At 39.9% G+C, this 16,334-nt stretch carries 16 protein-coding genes and 1 pseudogene; 4 read left to right on the top strand and 13 right to left on the bottom strand.

Annotated elements, in window-relative coordinates; translation table 11 throughout:
* Positions 1-49: 49 nt before the first annotated feature.
* From IAE20_RS13330 to pheS, 3 genes are read right to left on the bottom strand one after another with little or no spacing between them, the layout of a single operon-like run.
* A complete protein-coding gene (locus tag IAE20_RS13330; RefSeq protein ID WP_200460520.1) occupies positions 50-343 on the bottom strand; it encodes an integration host factor subunit alpha in 294 nt (97 codons plus the stop codon).
* Positions 340-2,721, bottom strand: a complete 2,382-nt coding sequence (pheT, locus tag IAE20_RS13335; RefSeq protein ID WP_200482538.1) for a phenylalanine--tRNA ligase subunit beta — start codon at positions 2,719-2,721, stop codon at positions 340-342. Before pheT ends, IAE20_RS13330 begins: the two co-directional genes overlap by 4 nt.
* Before the next feature lie 34 nt (positions 2,722-2,755).
* Positions 2,756-3,736, bottom strand: coding sequence for a phenylalanine--tRNA ligase subunit alpha (gene pheS / locus IAE20_RS13340; protein WP_200460522.1), 981 nt, complete (start codon positions 3,734-3,736; stop codon positions 2,756-2,758).
* Between the two features lie 176 nt (positions 3,737-3,912).
* On the opposite strand from pheS, the gene IAE20_RS13345 reads away from it, so the two are divergent.
* The gene (locus IAE20_RS13345) at positions 3,913-4,956 is read left to right on the top strand and encodes a hypothetical protein (RefSeq protein ID WP_200482537.1); all 1,044 of its coding nucleotides are present in this window, start codon (positions 3,913-3,915) and stop codon (positions 4,954-4,956) included.
* A gap of 57 nt (positions 4,957-5,013) precedes the next feature.
* Here IAE20_RS13345 and IAE20_RS13350 read toward each other — a convergent pair whose 3' ends face one another.
* The 3 genes from IAE20_RS13350 to rpmI all read right to left on the bottom strand — a co-directional run bounded on the left by IAE20_RS13350 (position 5,014) and on the right by rpmI (position 6,353).
* Positions 5,014-5,211: a hypothetical protein gene (locus IAE20_RS13350; protein WP_200482536.1), complete on the bottom strand. Its 198-nt coding sequence runs from the start codon at positions 5,209-5,211 to the stop codon at positions 5,014-5,016.
* 576 nt (positions 5,212-5,787) lie between these two features.
* The gene (rplT, locus tag IAE20_RS13355) at positions 5,788-6,147 is read right to left on the bottom strand and encodes a 50S ribosomal protein L20 (RefSeq protein ID WP_000124858.1); all 360 of its coding nucleotides are present in this window, start codon (positions 6,145-6,147) and stop codon (positions 5,788-5,790) included.
* 11 nt (positions 6,148-6,158) lie between these two features.
* Positions 6,159-6,353 carry a 50S ribosomal protein L35 gene (rpmI, locus tag IAE20_RS13360; RefSeq protein WP_002054552.1) on the bottom strand — a complete coding sequence of 65 codons (195 nt, stop codon included), beginning with the start codon at positions 6,351-6,353 and terminating at the stop codon, positions 6,159-6,161.
* Positions 6,354-6,589: 236 nt separating this feature from the next.
* Between rpmI and IAE20_RS13365 the strand changes: the two genes are divergently transcribed.
* Together IAE20_RS13365 and IAE20_RS13370 are read left to right on the top strand one after the other, a co-directional pair.
* The gene (locus IAE20_RS13365) at positions 6,590-7,843 is read left to right on the top strand and encodes an MFS transporter (RefSeq protein WP_200460525.1); all 1,254 of its coding nucleotides are present in this window, start codon (positions 6,590-6,592) and stop codon (positions 7,841-7,843) included.
* A gap of 80 nt (positions 7,844-7,923) precedes the next feature.
* Complete coding sequence (locus IAE20_RS13370) at positions 7,924-8,661, top strand: TonB family protein (RefSeq protein WP_200482535.1); 738 nt, start codon at positions 7,924-7,926, stop codon at positions 8,659-8,661.
* Positions 8,662-8,818: 157 nt separating this feature from the next.
* Here IAE20_RS13370 and IAE20_RS13375 read toward each other — a convergent pair whose 3' ends face one another.
* The 4 genes and pseudogenes from IAE20_RS13375 to thrS all read right to left on the bottom strand — a co-directional run bounded on the left by IAE20_RS13375 (position 8,819) and on the right by thrS (position 12,537).
* Positions 8,819-9,439, bottom strand: coding sequence for a glutathione S-transferase N-terminal domain-containing protein (locus tag IAE20_RS13375; protein WP_200460527.1), 621 nt, complete (start codon positions 9,437-9,439; stop codon positions 8,819-8,821).
* Positions 9,440-9,594: 155 nt separating this feature from the next.
* Positions 9,595-9,926, bottom strand: a pseudogene (locus tag IAE20_RS13380) (hypothetical protein).
* Positions 9,927-10,057: 131 nt separating this feature from the next.
* Positions 10,058-10,609 carry a translation initiation factor IF-3 gene (gene infC, locus IAE20_RS13385; RefSeq protein WP_200460649.1) on the bottom strand — a complete coding sequence of 184 codons (552 nt, stop codon included), beginning with the start codon at positions 10,607-10,609 and terminating at the stop codon, positions 10,058-10,060.
* Positions 10,610-10,614: 5 nt separating this feature from the next.
* The gene (thrS, locus tag IAE20_RS13390) at positions 10,615-12,537 is read right to left on the bottom strand and encodes a threonine--tRNA ligase (RefSeq protein WP_200482534.1); all 1,923 of its coding nucleotides are present in this window, start codon (positions 12,535-12,537) and stop codon (positions 10,615-10,617) included.
* Positions 12,538-12,949: 412 nt separating this feature from the next.
* Between thrS and IAE20_RS13395 the strand changes: the two genes are divergently transcribed.
* On the top strand, positions 12,950-14,590 hold the full coding sequence (locus IAE20_RS13395; RefSeq protein ID WP_200460530.1) for an acyl-CoA synthetase: 1,641 nt from the start codon (positions 12,950-12,952) through the stop codon (positions 14,588-14,590).
* Between the two features lie 77 nt (positions 14,591-14,667).
* On the opposite strand, the gene yjgA is transcribed toward IAE20_RS13395, so the two are convergent.
* From yjgA to rapZ, 3 genes are read right to left on the bottom strand one after another with little or no spacing between them, the layout of a single operon-like run.
* Positions 14,668-15,204 carry a ribosome biogenesis factor YjgA gene (yjgA, locus tag IAE20_RS13400; RefSeq protein ID WP_200460531.1) on the bottom strand — a complete coding sequence of 179 codons (537 nt, stop codon included), beginning with the start codon at positions 15,202-15,204 and terminating at the stop codon, positions 14,668-14,670.
* A 2-nt stretch (positions 15,205-15,206) separates the two neighbouring features.
* Positions 15,207-15,476, bottom strand: coding sequence for an HPr family phosphocarrier protein (locus IAE20_RS13405; protein WP_200460532.1), 270 nt, complete (start codon positions 15,474-15,476; stop codon positions 15,207-15,209).
* A complete protein-coding gene (rapZ, locus tag IAE20_RS13410; RefSeq protein WP_200460533.1) occupies positions 15,473-16,324 on the bottom strand; it encodes an RNase adapter RapZ in 852 nt (283 codons plus the stop codon). Before rapZ ends, IAE20_RS13405 begins: the two co-directional genes overlap by 4 nt.
* Positions 16,325-16,334: the final 10 nt, after the last annotated feature.

Consider the following 16,334-nt stretch of genomic DNA (forward strand, 5'->3'; position numbering starts at 1 on the left):
TTAGACCTGCCATTTTCAAACATTTATGAAGAATAAAAAAAAGAGCAGGTTAATCCTGCTCATTTCCTACGCGCTGTCTAAATTTTTGACCCGCTCTAAAGGTTACGACTCGACGTGCAGAAATTGGAATTTCTTCTCCTGTTTTAGGATTACGCCCAGGGCGCTCACGTTTATCACGTAATTCAAAGTTGCCAAAACCAGAAAGTTTTACATGCTCACCTGCGATGAGCGCTTGGCTAATCTCTTCGAAAAACAACTCAACCATTTGTTTTGCTTCACGACGATTTAAGCTCGTGAGCTCACTTAAATGATCCGCCATGTCTGCTTTAGTTAATGCTGTCATGAGGCCCTCAATGTCGCTTGATAAGTGTTTTCCAACACTTCAATAATTTGATCCATACCAGATTTAATTTCAGCATCTTCAAGCGTACGTGAAGGATGTTGCCACAATAGTGCAAATGCTAAAGAGCGTTTACCCTGTTCAACACCTTGACCCGTATACACATCAAACAACCAACTAGAATCCAGAAGGTTTCCACCTGTTTGTTTAATTAACTGCTGAATATCACTCACATTTATATTATCACTGATTAATAGCGCAATATCACGTCGAACCGATGGAAAACGTGATAATTCTGTAAAATTAGATACATAAGATTGCAAAACTGCACTTTGATCTAGTTCTGCAACCCAAGTTACACCTAAATCAAGATCATTTTCAAGTGAAGGATGTAAACGACCTAAATATCCGATCGATTTACCTTTCACAAGAATCTCAGCAGATTGTCCTGGATGTAACCAAGCACGTTCCGAACGCGCATATTCAACTTGAATTCGACCCGCTGCTAGAATCTGTTCAACTTCACCTTTGAGATCGAAGAAATCCATTGACTGCGCTTTAGCATGCCATTGTTCAGGAATACGTGAACCTACGGCAATTAATGCTAAGGTCGGAATTTGTTTTAAGTCATTAATTGACTGTGCATTTTGATAATCAAAACGTAAACCTAGCTCAAACAAACGTACACGACTTTGTTGACGATTTAAATTGTATTGCACACACGGAATTAAACTGGAAAGTAAAGTGCTACGCATTACAGCCAAATCACTTGAAATCGGGTTTGCTAATGCAAGTGGATTTACATCTGGATTCAATTGTTTCTCCAGCTTTAAATCCGCAAAGCTAAAACTAATTGCTTCCTGATAACCAAGTGTAGCAATCGTTTGACGCAATTGATCTTGTTCAAATCCATCCTGATACGCACTGAACTTCACATCGATTTGCGGTAGACGAATCTGAATATTGTCATAGCCATGAATACGTGCAACTTCTTCAATCAAATCCTGATAAATCACCATATCGTAACGATGTGAAGGCGGTACAACTGACCACTGGCCTTGTGCTTTTACAGTTACCAAACAGCCAAGACGGGTTAAGGCATCTGTAATGAACTCAGCCGAAACCTGATAACCAAGTAATGCATCTATCTGTGCCTGATCCAATTCAATGGCTTTACGCTGTGGCAATAACTCAACTTTTTCTGCCACACTAATTGGACCGAACTCACCGCCTGCATACTGCTGAATCAGCTGTGATGCACGATTCATTGCCAACATTGGCAATTCAAAATCTACTCCACGTTCATAACGTTGCGATGAATCTGTGTGTAATCCAAAACGACGTGCGCGCCCTGCAATTGCTAGAGGTGCAAAGAATGCACTTTCAAGGAAAATATCTTGAGTTGCATCAGTCACACTAGATTCAAGCCCCCCCATAATGCCAGCAATCGCCAAGGCCTTAGCCTCATCAGCAATTACCATGATTTCAGGATTCAACTCAACTTCCTGTTCATTCAAAAGCATTAACTTTTCTTGGGATTGGGCTTGACGTACCTGAATATCACCTTGCAATTTCGCCAAATCAAAAGCATGCATCGGCTGACCGAGTTCCATTAACACATAGTTGGTAATGTCCACCAAAATACTGTGTGTACGGATGCCCGAACGAGCTAATGCCTGTTCCATCCAAGCTGGGGTCGTAGCTTTTACATTGACATTTTTGACAATTCGACCTAGATAACGAGGTGCACCTTCAGTTGCTAGTTGAACTTGCTTTTGATCTTCAATACTTGCAGCAACGCCTTCTATCGCAGGCTGAATCACAGGCAATTGATTGATTACACCAATTTCACGGGCAATTCCACGAATACTAAAACAGTCACCACGGTTTGGCGTAATGCTAATATCAATAACATTATCGTCAAGTTTAAGATATTCGCGAACATTCATACCCACGGGCGCATTGTCAGGTAATTCTAATAAACCATCGATTTTATCTTCCAGATCAATCTCTGAAGCGCCGCATAGCATCCCTTGTGATTCCACACCACGTAGCTTGCCTTTTTTGATTTTAAAATCGCCTGGTAATACTGCACCGATGGTAGCCACAGGTGCTTTCATGCCCACACGAACGTTGGGCGCACCACAAACAATTTGTAATGGTTCGCCTGAACCAATGTTTACTGTAGTTACACGCAAACGATCCGCATCAGGATGCTGCTCAACTGTTAGGACTTCACCGACAACAACGCCTGTAAATGGCTTGGCAACGGATGCAAGTTCATCCACCTCCAGACCAAGCATAGTCAATTGGTCAGCTAAAGTTTCACTATTAATTGCGGGATTAACCCAAGTGCGTAACCAGTTTTCGCTAATTTTCATTTGTATAAAACCTTAATTTAATCCTGAAAAATGTTTAAGCAAATTGGCGTAAAAAACGCACATCATTTTGATAGAACATACGCAAGTCATTAATGCCATAACGCAACATTGCAAAACGTTCTACCCCTAAACCAAAGGCAAAACCCTTGTATTTTTCAGGATCAATTCCTGCTGCCTGTAGTACATTTGGATGCACCATGCCACAGCCCAATACTTCCAACCAACGACCGCGCTCGTCCATAATATCCACTTCAGCACTCGGCTCTGTAAATGGGAAATAAGAGGGACGGAAACGTACGTTTAAATCTTTTTCAAAAAACTCATTAAGCAGATTGATCAATAGACCTTTCAGTTCAGCAAAACTGGTGTTTTCTGCAACATACAAACCTTCAATTTGATGAAACATCGGTGAATGAGTTTGATCTGAGTCACAACGATAAACACGGCCTGGACACACAATACGAATTGGCGGCTGCGTCGTTTCCATTGTACGAATTTGCACACCAGAGGTGTGTGTACGCAGTAAATGATTAGCATCAAAATAAAAGGTATCGTGCATAGCACGTGCAGGATGATGTCCGGGAATATTCAAAGCTTCAAAGTTATGATAATCATCTTCCACTTCAGGCCCAGTAGCGACCATAAAGCCAGCTTTGGTAAAGAACTGGCAGATACGTTCTTGTACCTGAATGACAGGATGAATACTGCCTGTATGCTGGCCTCGTCCCGGCAAAGTAATATCAATCGTTTCACTGGCCAGTTTTTGTTGTAATGCAGCTTGTTGTAACGCATTTTGGCGCTCAGTCAATGCGCTATTAATCGCTTCACGAACGGCATGAATGGCAGCACCCTGAACCTTACGTTCCTCAGGATCCATTTTGCCTAATGCTTTCGATTGTTCTGCAAGCTGGCTTTTTTTCCCTGTAAATTGAACTCGAACCTGGTCGAGGGCAGCAAGGTCTTGAGCCGCTGCAATGGCAGCAAGCGCGTCGGTGGTCAGGGCTTCCAGTGACATAGTAACTCTCAAAGCAACAAAGTTATAAATAAAATAAAACTCTGCATTCTAACAGTTTTTAGACACAATGATGAAGATCAAACACAGTAAAATTGCGATTCAATGCAACCACCCTCTAGTCATTTGAATTATAAAACGTATAAGATTGAAAGCAGCACCAATGAGAAAACTGAACAATGGAACTTGATCAAATCTGGAAACAACAACTTAGTCTGGTCACTTATGGCAATGAATATCTAAGCCATGATCTAAGTTTTAACCGTTGGTTACAGCATTCTATTTTTTATCAGCATTATTTTCAGTTTCGTGATCTTCATTCACAACATTTGCTTGCGCAGCATTTTCAAATCTGGCTTGAAGGATTAAAAAAGCAAGGTGTCTATCGCATTAGCCTTCATCTCTCTACATTGCTCAGCGATGAACAAAACCCCAATGCCAACGTTGAGTTGCTCCCTTTTACACATTTTATTGTCAGTCATGAAAAAAATAAAAAAACTGCATGGATTTTAGGTAAAGAACTTGCCGAATGGTACCTAAATGAGAATGACTTTGAAATTCCAGCATCACAACAAGCAACCTTACACGAAGAAACATTTTGGCGATTTGATTTATCGGATAAGTTATCCAAAAAAATTGAAACCGATTTAAAAGAATCGGACTGGGATGAAATCCAGACATTTATTGAAAATGAATTATTTCGTAGCAAGTACACTCATGATTTTATCGAACCACAAAATCGTGATTTACCTTATTATGGAATCGACGCCAAACTGGTTCATAAACCAGATGGTTCACCTTTACAGGATATGCAATATCTGGCACTCATTCCGACTGATTATTCTGCAGATGTCGCGCATGAACTTTTGCATCGTACTCAAGCTCTGTCAGATTTTATTGATCAATTGCGGCAGCATCCTTATCGTGAATCTGGTGAGATGCTGACACCTGAAGATCAAATTAATCTGCGCAATTTTTCTCAAAAAATGGATGATTTAAATGCCAAGTTGATTGTAAAAATTGCCAATCATTATAAATCAGCACAACGGGCTCCTGTGGAAATTGCATCACCTCTCGATCCTCACGTCCAAACCACATTGCAAAGCAAAAAGTCATCTGCACCGCATCATCATCAAACGCATAAAGTTGGTTCGTCAGGTGTAATTAAACTGATCATCCTCACGATTATTATCTGTGCCTGTGCTTATTATTTTGGACTATAAAAATTTTAGAGCATTAAAAAACCTAGAACAAATTTGTGCTAGGTTTTTTCAAATGTTTTAAAAACTTGGTCTAATTTTTATAACTACTTTATGTCCACCATCATGTTGATTGACAATGTGATGAACATTCTCGATTTCACCTTCAACTTCTGCATCTGGCCCATAAAAAATTCGAATCGTTTCACCCTTTCTAGGCAAAATACTCAACTCCGTTTCAATTGTACCTTGTTCTAAACCTTCTACGCTGACTAACATCTTTTTTATTCTCCTCCAGTTTTCTTTACTGTAAAAAGATTCGAAGGTAAATGTCTAATCAAAGATGTTGATGTTGTGTAATTTATAATTAAATCAAAATATTATAAATTGATTTATCATCATTTAACTCTGCATGATCTATATTGATAAAATCAGGCTCAGGTATCCACTCAAATTGAACAGCAAATATCTCGGTTTATATTAATAACATTGCTTTCACGACGAGATGCATGCCCTCTATTACCCGACTATCTGCATACGAAATAATAGGCTAATCAAGATCAACATCTGAAAGATGTGGAACGTGTTCAACAATTTTTCCCGTTGTCGGATATTCATCAAGAAATTAATAGGCTTCTTTCAATTCCCTGAATCTGATTTAGACACATTTCTTTCACAATCGGTTCTTTTTGAGTTGAGCGAAATGATGACTATCCCAGCTATAAATATTACCCCAACTTCACAAAGTAGCATTGCTTACATATTTCAAAATTCTCGAAATCGTGATCAGATTAAAATAAAAATGAATAAAATAAAAAAGACCGCTAAAAAGCGGCCTTCTTTGAATCTCTAAGCTTATGCAGCTAGTGCGCCTTTAGCTTTTTCAGCTAAAGCAGCAAATGCAACTGCATCATGCATAGCGATGTCAGCTAATACGCGACGGTCGATGATCACTTGAGCTTTTTTCAAGCCATCGATCATACGGCTGTAAGACAAACCGTTTTGACGAGCACCGGCATTGATACGCGCAATCCATAAAGCACGGAATTGACGTTTCTTCTGACGACGGTCACGGTAAGCGTATTGACCAGCTTTGATTACCGCTTGGAACGCTACGCGGTAAACGCGTGAACGAGCACCATAGTAACCTTTAGCGCGAGCAAGAATTTTTTTGTGACGACGATGAGCCACTACACCACGTTTTACACGAGCCATTTATAATCTCCTTAGATGTATGGGCACATACGACGAACTGAATTCATGTCAGAAACATGAACCATTACACAGCCGCGTAATTGACGGATACGTTTAGCAGATTTTTTGGTCAAGATGTGGCGCTTGAACGCTTGTTTACGCTTAAAACCGTTTGCAGTCGCTTTGAAGCGTTTAGCTGCACCACGGCGAGTTTTTAACTTAGCCATAGTAACCTCTTTTAGGCACCTGTTCGGCTCGTTTGCACCATTGCAAATCGACCTGCAGGTAAGGAAGGCAGTATGATATAGCATCTTTGCTCAAAACAAAAGCAGATAAAGGCGAATTATAAGGCTTATGTACAAATAAGTTTTGCTATTTTCCTACGATAAAAAAATAACGCTAATCATCTTTTTTTAAGAATTCATGCTTATAATTGAAGCAATATTCTCAATATACGATAGTTATGAAACCCAAGCAGGATGCTTTTGCTGCCCTCCGATATCGCGACTTTTCCATTATTACTGTCAATCAATTTTGCCTGACACTTGCCGTTTTGATTCAGGAAATTATTGTTGCCTATTCTCTTTATAAAATTACCAAAGATCCGCTTACTTTGGGTCTAATTGGTCTAGCGGAAGCAATTCCGTTTATTAGCTTGTCGCTACTGGGCGGCTATGTGGCAGATAAGTTTAATAAACAATTAATTATGAAAATTTGTTTGTTCTTTTCATTTCCTTTGCCCTTAGTTCTGTGGGGGTTGTTTCATTTATACGGTTTAAACCAGATTAGTGTACATGCTCTAGCAATTGGCATTTATGCTGTTATTTTTTGTTTTGGTGTGATTCGCGGTTTTTACAGCCCTTCAGCGACCTCATTAAAACCTTTTTTGATTCCTCGTGAGTTATATGCCAATGGTGCAACTTGGACCACGATTGGTTGGCAAAGCGGTGTCATTTTAGGCCCAATGCTCGGTGGCTTTATGCTGGCCTTTTTAGGTCGCGAAACCAGTCTGTTTAGTGTTTCCATTTTATTGTTCGTTTGTTTTTGTTTGATCTTATTACTTAAGAAAAGAAGTTTTCCCGCAATCGAACATGAAAATATGTGGTCAAGTCTGGGAGAAGGCTTTCGCTTTATCTGGAAGACCAAAATTGTACTTTGGGCCATTTCTCTTGACCTAGTTTCCGTACTATTTGGTGGTGTGATTGCACTATTGCCTATTTTTGCAGAAGATATTTTAAAAGTCGGACCAGAAGGTCTAGGCTATTTACGTGCAGCACCATCTATTGGTGCATTAGTGACTATGATTGCTTTAACTAAATTCCCTCCAACCCATCATGCATGGCGCAATATGTTATTGGCAGTTGCTGGTTTTGGGGTATTTACCATTATTTTTGCTTTTTCAAATCACATAGGGTTATCTCTATTCGCATTAGCAATGACAGGCGCATGTGACAGTATCTCCGTCGTGGTTCGCCAAACGATTTTACAAATTTTCCCACCAGAAAATATGCGGGGTCGTGTGGCAGCAGTAAATGGTATGTTTGTCTCAAGTAGTAATGAATTAGGCGCATTTGAATCAGGTTTGGCTGCTAAATATCTCGGAACGATTACCGCAACGATTTTTGGTGGTTGTATGACGCTGGCAGTGGTGGTATTAAGCTGGACAAAGACCAAAGATTTATTTCATGTCGATATTAATAAAGGTTCTGATCACTAAAGTCTGCATTTTTTTGTTGCGTGTATTTCCTGAAAAGGGAATACTGCGCAACAAGCTTTAACAACCATTCACCCTATAAAATGAAACGATCTATTTTCTGCCTTGCACTTTGTACAAGCTTATCAATGATTCAAATTGATGCCAAAGAAAACTCATCTCAATTAGCATCTCAAAAAAGTTCTGCTTTACCCGCGCACTTGACCACCCGAATAGAATGGCGTGATTTTCCCAAACTTAATTATGACAATGATGATCTATTGGGACAGGATCGGGCTGCTATTTTACGGGTAACCGCAGATGAAACAGGAACAGTGACTCAAGTCAAAGTTCAAGAAAGTACAGGCAGTCAAAAGCTGGATGATTTACTTGTTAAAGCGACCCAGCAAGCAAAAGTTAAACCATTTCAACAAGATGGAAATTTGATTTCAACGATTGGTTATCAAACCTTTAATCTTGATTATAAAGACACTGATGCAATAGCAGAATGCATTTATCATTTTAATTCAAATAACTGGTTAAAACAGCAAAGCTCAAAATCCGTTCCATTTGATTATCTTCAGCAACCTGCTTTGACAATATCTCGTGATGAACTCAAAGGCAAAGATCGTTTAGTACGCTTCAATTTTAAAGTAAATAAACAAGGTGAAACGACCAAAGTTAAAATTAAAAAGGGTTCAGGCATTTATTCACTGGATGCTCAAGTAATGCAGGCTATTTCCCACACAAAAGTTGAAGTTCCAAAGAAACTTTGGTTTTTTAAAAAATCTAATTTCAAAGATGAAATTCATTTTAAATTGGATGAATGTCCACATTCGTAACGCTTTAAACTGACCAGAAAAATACGTCTGGTCAGTCAATCAGTAATATTAAATCTTTTTCTTTCAACACATCAGAACATTATCACATCGAGAATCAGCAGCATTTAACTTCATAATAAGAATTAAATCTAAAAAAACTATCCACTTTTTGACTCGATTAAGTGACTTGAATAGATAAAGCCCTTTGTATGGCAGGACGGGCGGTCAAGCGCTCAACATACTCTTTCACATACGGATAATCATTTAAATCAATAGATTGCCACTCGTGACGTAAAGCCCAGGGCAAAATTGCCATATCAGCAATTGAATATTCTCCAGCAACAAATTTCTGTCCAATCAACTGTGTATTTAGGACACTATAAAGTCGCTTAGTTTCGGTCACATAGCGATCGATCGCATACGGAATCTTTTCTTTGGCAAAGCGACCAAAATGATGATTTTGACCGAGCATTGGACCAAAACCTCCCATCTGCCACATTAACCATTGTTCAACCTCGACTCGCTCTTGCTCATCCGTTGGGTAAAAAAGTCCAGTCTTACGGCCCAAATATTGTAAAATTGCACCAGATTCAAAGATGGAAATGGGTTCATGATTGGGGCCATTTTGATCAATGATGGCTGGGATTTTATTATTTGGCGAAATTTTTAAGAAATCTGGCTGAAACTGGTCATTTTCTAAAATATTAATCGGAAAAATCTGGTATTCCAGTCCCATTTCTTCAAGTGCGATGGTGATCTTATGTCCATTGGGTGTGCCCCAATAATATAGGTCTATCATGAAATACCTGCTTATCCTATTTTTCTATCTTTAAGTCTTTGTATACGTTTATAACATGGTTTTTAGCATGTGTTAAAAGTATACAAAGTGATTTATTTTAACAGCGACTTTGCTTAACAACCTTAAAGAAAATCATGAAATGAGAATCTGAATTCTTATTTTGCAGTTACATTTTGTTTACTTTGATACTCTTTCGCCTGCTCACCTACAAATTTTCGACCTTGATTTTCTCCTTGTATCCATTCATCTACAGAAAATAGATCAAACAACCCAACTTTGAATAATGTTGGAATGGCTAGGATAAGTTCCTGCTCTACAACTCCACGTTCACCGTATTATAAAGTTGAATATTATGCAACATCGTTGCAACTGTTCCTGTCTGTACCTGACTACCATCTTTAAGTTTAACAGACGGAAGTACCTGACCGTTTTCAATAACTTTCTGATTAATGTTGGCGAGTTGCTTCGTTCCTTCAATTTCTGACATGTTTTTCTCCTTAAGCTTATTTTTTATAGTTTGAGTTTATTCAACGCCTTTTCAATAGAATTGGTAAAATAGTTTATAAATAAATATAAAAAAACGCAGCTTTTCGGCTGCGTTTTTTATATAGGGAAAGATTACTTTTTCTTTTTCGGTCCAAGTAACATGCCCATTTGACGACCTTCCATTTTCGGTGCCTGTTCAACTACACCAAACTCAGTGACGTCAGCTTCAATTTTTTGTAATTGAGCCAATCCAAGTTGTTGATGAGCCATTTCACGACCACGAAAGCGCAATGTGATTTTGACTTTATTCCCTTCTTCAAGGAACTTTAAAATCGCACGAAGCTTAACTTGATAATCTCCTACATCCGTTGCTGGACGTAGCTTGATCTCTTTCACCTGTACTTGATGCTGTTTTTTCTTCGCATCTTTTTGCTTTTGCTTCAAATCAAACAAGTGCTTGTTGTAATCCATGATTTTACAAACAGGTGGTTCTGCATTGGCAACAATCTCAACGAGGTCAAGATCTACTTCTTCCGCAGCACGCAACGCTTCAGCAAGTGAAACGATCCCTTTTTGTTCTCCATCTGCTGCAACGAGGCGTACTTCTTTTGCACGGATCTCGTCATTAATAGCAGGACGGTTACTTTTTGCACCTTGTTGTTGGTTACGATCAGGCTGTTTAATCTTTCTTACTCCACAATGTACCGGCCACGTTCGGCAACGGCAGATTTCACTACGTCAACGAATGCATCAATCGACATAGTACCTAAATTTTTTCCTGAGCGAGTACGAACATTAACAGTACCTTCCTCAACCTCACGGTCACCTAATACTAAAAGGTACGGAATACGCTCAAGTGTACGCTCACGAATCTTAAAGCCGATTTTCTCATTTCTCAAGTCAGAAATCGCTCGAAGACCATTTTCTTTGAGTTTTGCCACTACCTGCTCACACGCTTGAGCTTGTGAATCAGTAATATTCATCACGCAAGCTTGCACAGGTGATAACCACGGTGGCATAAAACCCGCATAGTGTTCAATAAGTATACCAATAAAACGCTCAAAACTGCCAAGTATTGCGCGATGCAACATTACAGGCTGATCACGTTCATTGTCTTCTGTCACAAATGAAGCATCCAGACGTTCCGGTAAATTAAAATCACACTGAATCGTACCGCATTGCCATACACGACCTAAACAGTCTTTCAATGAAAATTCAATTTTTGGACCATAGAATGCACCTTCACCTGGCTGCAATTCCCAATCAAGCCCAGCTGCATCCAAAGCATCTGCCAATGATTTTTCGGCAAGATCCCAAAGTGCGTCTTCTCCCACCCGTTTTTCTGGGCGAGTCGAAAGCTTCATTTGCACATCTTCAAACCCGAAGTCTTTATAGACATCAAGAGTTAATTGAATAAAGTCAGCAACCTCTTTTCCAATCTGTTCCTTGGTACAGAAAATATGCGCATCATCTTGGGTAAAGCCGCGTACACGCATAATACCATGTAAAGAGCCTGATGGCTCATTACGGTGACATGAACCAAACTCAGCCAAACGAATAGGTAAATCACGGTATGATTTTAAACCTTGATTAAAGACTTGCACATGGCAAGGACAGTTCATAGGCTTAACAGCATAATTACGGTTTTCTGAATGGGTCGTAAACATGTTTTCAGCATAGTTTGCTGCATGTCCTGATTTTTCCCACAGACTAAAATCAACAATTTGTGGTGTCTTGATTTCCTGATAGCCATTATCTTGCTGAACTTTACGCATGTATTGTTCAAGAACTTGATAAATGGTCCAGCCATTTGCATGCCAGAATACCATACCTGGTGCTTCTTCTTGCATATGAAACAGATCAAGCGCCTTACCAATTTTACGATGATCGCGTTTTTCCGCTTCTTCAATACGTTTGATATAAGCTGCCAGTTCTTTTTTATCAGACCAAGCTGTTCCATAAATACGCTGCAATTGCTCATTTTTAGCATCACCGCGCCAATAGGCACCAGAGATTTTGGTCAGTTTAAAGTTTTTCAAGAACTTGGTATTTGGCACGTGGGGCCCACGGCACATATCAACATAGTCCTGATGATAATACAGCCCCATCGCTGTTTCATCTGGCATATCATCAATCAAACGCAATTTATAAGTTTCACCACGGGATTGAAACTCTTTAATTACCTCGGCACGTGGTGTCATTTTTTTAATGACATCATAGTCCTGATCAATCAACTGTTTCATACGTGCTTCAATCGCCGCCATATCATCTAAAGTAAATGGCTTTGGACTAAAGATATCGTAATAGAACCCTTCCTCAATGACTGGGCCAATCACCATTTGTACTTCAGGAAACAATTGCTTGACTGCATGTCCGACCAAATGCGCACAAGAGTGACGAATAATTTCAACGCCTTCAGGGTCTTTAGGAGTAATAATTTGGACGGTTGCGTCTTCGGTGATTAAGTCACATGCATCTACTAGGCGATCATTGACACGACCAGCAACGGTATTTTTTGCAAGACCCGGCCCAATACTTTGCGCGACTTGCATAACAGAAACAGCTTGATCAAATGATTTTTGATCGCCATTTGGCAATGTGATAATTGGCATAAGAAAATCCTTAAGGAGTGATGCCCCGCACAATGGAGCATATCACCGCGAGATTATGATCGAGGAAAACCTCAAAATATAAAAACGGTGGGTAAAATAAAAAGTAGACAGAATTTTACACGTGTTAGCAGCGAGAGAAAACAATCTGAATTAAAAAAAACCAAGATTCTCAATTCTTTCCTCAATTATGCCGTATTAGATGGGGGCAAAAGTAGGATTTACAAGCTCAGCGAAGATTCACACCCTAAGAGTGGGCATATAGCTACAACAAAAGCACACCCAAAAGACTTTATTTCCTTGTTAAATTGAATACGGGTTAATATCCCTTTAAGACTAAAGCCTAAATGCGTTGCTCAAATTAAATCCATATCTTTAAGTAATAGCAATTAAAACAATGACACGGAGTCAAGCCATGCATGCTTATAATGAGCTACCAAAAACGGCAGCCAATTTTGTCGCTCTTTCCCCTTTGCGCTATCTAGAACGTGCAGCTTATATTTATCCAGATCAGGCAGCCATCATTCACGGTGCACGCAGGTTATCATGGAAACAGACTTACCAGCGTTGCTGCCAGTTTGCGCATGCATTACAAAAGCTTGGAATTCAAAAAAATGATACTGTTTCGGTATTACTACCGAATATTCCTGCGATGATTGAAGCACATTTTGCGGTCCCAATGGCAGGTGCAGTACTTAATACCCTGAATACCCGGCTTGATGCAAAAACTATCGCATTTATGCTGGAGCACGCAGAAACTAAAGTTTTACTAGTCGACCCTGAGTTTGCGATTATTGCTCAGGAAGCCCTGGCACTGGTTTCGCAGCAGATTTTTGTGATTGATGTTGCTGATCTCGAATATGAATCTGAACTTTCCAACCCTATTGGTCAAATTGAATATGAAACATGGCTCAGTCAAGGCGACACACATTTTGAATGGTCACTGCCAAATGATGAATGGGATGCGATTAGCCTGAATTATACTTCTGGTACAACTGGCAATCCTAAAGGCGTAGTTTATCATCATCGTGGTGCCTATTTAAATGCAGCAAGTAATATCATTGCCTGCGGTATGACGCCACGAGCTAATTATTTATGGACGTTGCCGCTCTTCCACTGTAATGGTTGGTGTTTTGCATGGACCATTGCAGCAAATGGTGGTACCAATGTCTGTTTACGTAAAGTTGATCCTGAACTGGTATTTCAGCTTATTGCTCAACATAAAGTAGATTATTTTTGCGGTGCCCCCATCGTACTGTCCATGCTGATTAATACACCTAAAGATAAGCAACTTCGTTTTGATCATCGGGTTGAAGTCATGGTTGCAGGTGCAGCACCACCCGCCGCAATTATTGAAGGTATGCGTCATATTGGCATCAATGTTACCCATGTGTATGGACTAACTGAGACCTACGGACCTTCTGCACTTTGTGCTTCTCAGGCAGGTTGGAATGATCTTTCAATTCAGGAACAAGCCCAGCTACACTCACGCCAAGGCGTACCTTACCCTTTACAGGACAGTATGCGGGTGCTTAACCCTGAAACCATGCAACCCGTCCCTGCAGATGGAAAAACGCTGGGTGAAATTATGTTCCGCGGCAATATCGTAATGAAAGGTTACCTCAAAAATCCCAAAGCGACTGAAGAAGCCTTTGCAGGGGGATGGTTCCATAGTGGAGATCTAGCGGTTTGTCAGGCGGATGGTTATGCCAAAATTACTGACCGCGCTAAAGACGTGATTATTTCAGGCGGTGAAAACATTTCATCGCTCGAAGTTGAAGAAGTATTATATCAACATCCTGCTGTGATGACCGCCGCAGTAGTTGCCAAACCAGACCCACATTGGCAGGAAGTTCCATGTGCTTTTATTGAGCTAAAACAAGGAGCCAGTGTTACGACTGATGAATTGATTGCACATTGCCAACAACAATTAGCGCGTTTTAAAGTTCCTAAAGATATTGTGATTACTGAGATTCCAAAGACCTCAACAGGTAAATTACAAAAATTTATTTTACGTGACTGGGCTAAAGAGCGAGCTGTAGGTGAGTTTAATTAGATCCAATAAAAATGCCAGTCAATCATAGAATTGACTGGCATCACACCTATAATTTATAAATTTTAAATAAAGTAAAATCAATTATCTGATAATAAAGCTACTTGCTGTGCATAGTTAAAAAGCTTCAGTTTGGATGCTGCAAGCTCCTCTTCCCCCGCTGCTTGAGTAATATCTCTCTTAATTCGCAATACATGTTGGCGCAAAGTATGGCGTTCAGATGCATTATAAATCTTACTAAACTCATTAATAGCAGGATCGCCCTGTTCAATCATACGATCAACCCAGCGTTGTAATTGTGCCTGCTTTTTTAAACCTTGCTGCGGAGTCAAATAAGATAAAATTACAGTTTCATCTTCATTGCGTAATAACTTACCGACGCGTTGAAACTGACGACGACGGGCTTCAAACGAAGTGATCGTTTGTGCATCAAGCAACGCATCAATTAAACGCTCATCAACTGGTAGCTTCTGGATTTGTTTTGCTGAAAGTTCCGCAAGTTGCTCACCCAGTGCCGCCATACGCTGCACTGCTTTTTTCTGTTCAGTTTTACTTGCACGCCCTTCTAAAGAATCAAAATCTTCTTCACTGTAACGCTTATTGGGACGACGTGCCACGGTTAATCTGCCTCATAAAATTTTGCTGCGAATAATGCTTTGATTTCTTCTTCTGCTTTTTCAGCATCAGGTCCATCAATCACTAAACGCAAAGTGGTTCCCTTGCCAGCACCAAGCATGAGCAAGGACATAATATTTTTGGCATCAACGAGTTTATCGCCTTTACCAATCTGAATAGAAGATCGAAACTTAGTAGTGACTTCGATCAATTTCCCCGACGCACGTGCGTGTAGGCCAAGTTTATTAATTACATCAACTGTGCTGTCAATCATGACCAGTGCTTCATTTCTCTATGTAAGACCTGAATAGACCATTTTGCCTCAAGCGCCTTTTTTAGTCTATCTACAATATAAACCGAGCGATGTTGCCCGCCTGTACAACCAATCGAAATGGTCATGTAATGGCGGTGCCCCTCTGCAAACACAGGCAACCATTTATCTAAAAATTGATAGATATCGTTAAACATATCATTGGTTTGTGCACTTGCTTCCAAGAAATCCTGAACAGGTTTATCTAGTCCTGAAAATCTACGCAACTCCAAATCCCAGTGAGGATTAGGCAAATGCCGAACATCAAAGACATAGTCAGCATCTAGAGGAATACCGTGTTTATAACCAAATGATTGTAAAATCAAAATCAGTTGATCCGATTGCCCTAATTTTGAAAGCAAGGTGTGTTTAAGGTCATGCACACTTTTATCGGTTGTATCAATATGTACTGTGGAACGAAATTGAATCGGCATCAACAGTTGTTTTTCTTCCTGAATACATTCATTCAAACTTTTAAAACGGCTGGCCAATGGGTGTGGACGACGTGAGGAACTAAAACGGGCAATAAGTTCCTGATCTTGCGTGGTCAAATAAATTACATCGACAGAACCGTGTCGCTGTAATTGTTCAAACACTTGATCAAATTCCTGTAAATCGGCCCGCGTACTTCGAACATCCACTCCAAGCGCTAATTGTTCAAGATTATTTTCATGATCGAGCTTGGAGACAATTTCTGGCAACAATGCCAAAGGCAGGTTATCAATACAGTAGTAACCCAGATCTTCCAAAACCTGCAATGCGGAGGATTTACCAGATCCAGATTGCCCTGTGACGATAAGAATACGCTTCATGGCATGGCTG

The sequence above is a fragment of the Acinetobacter sp. S54 genome (genome assembly GCF_016624945.1).
GTDB lineage: Bacteria > Pseudomonadota > Gammaproteobacteria > Pseudomonadales > Moraxellaceae > Acinetobacter.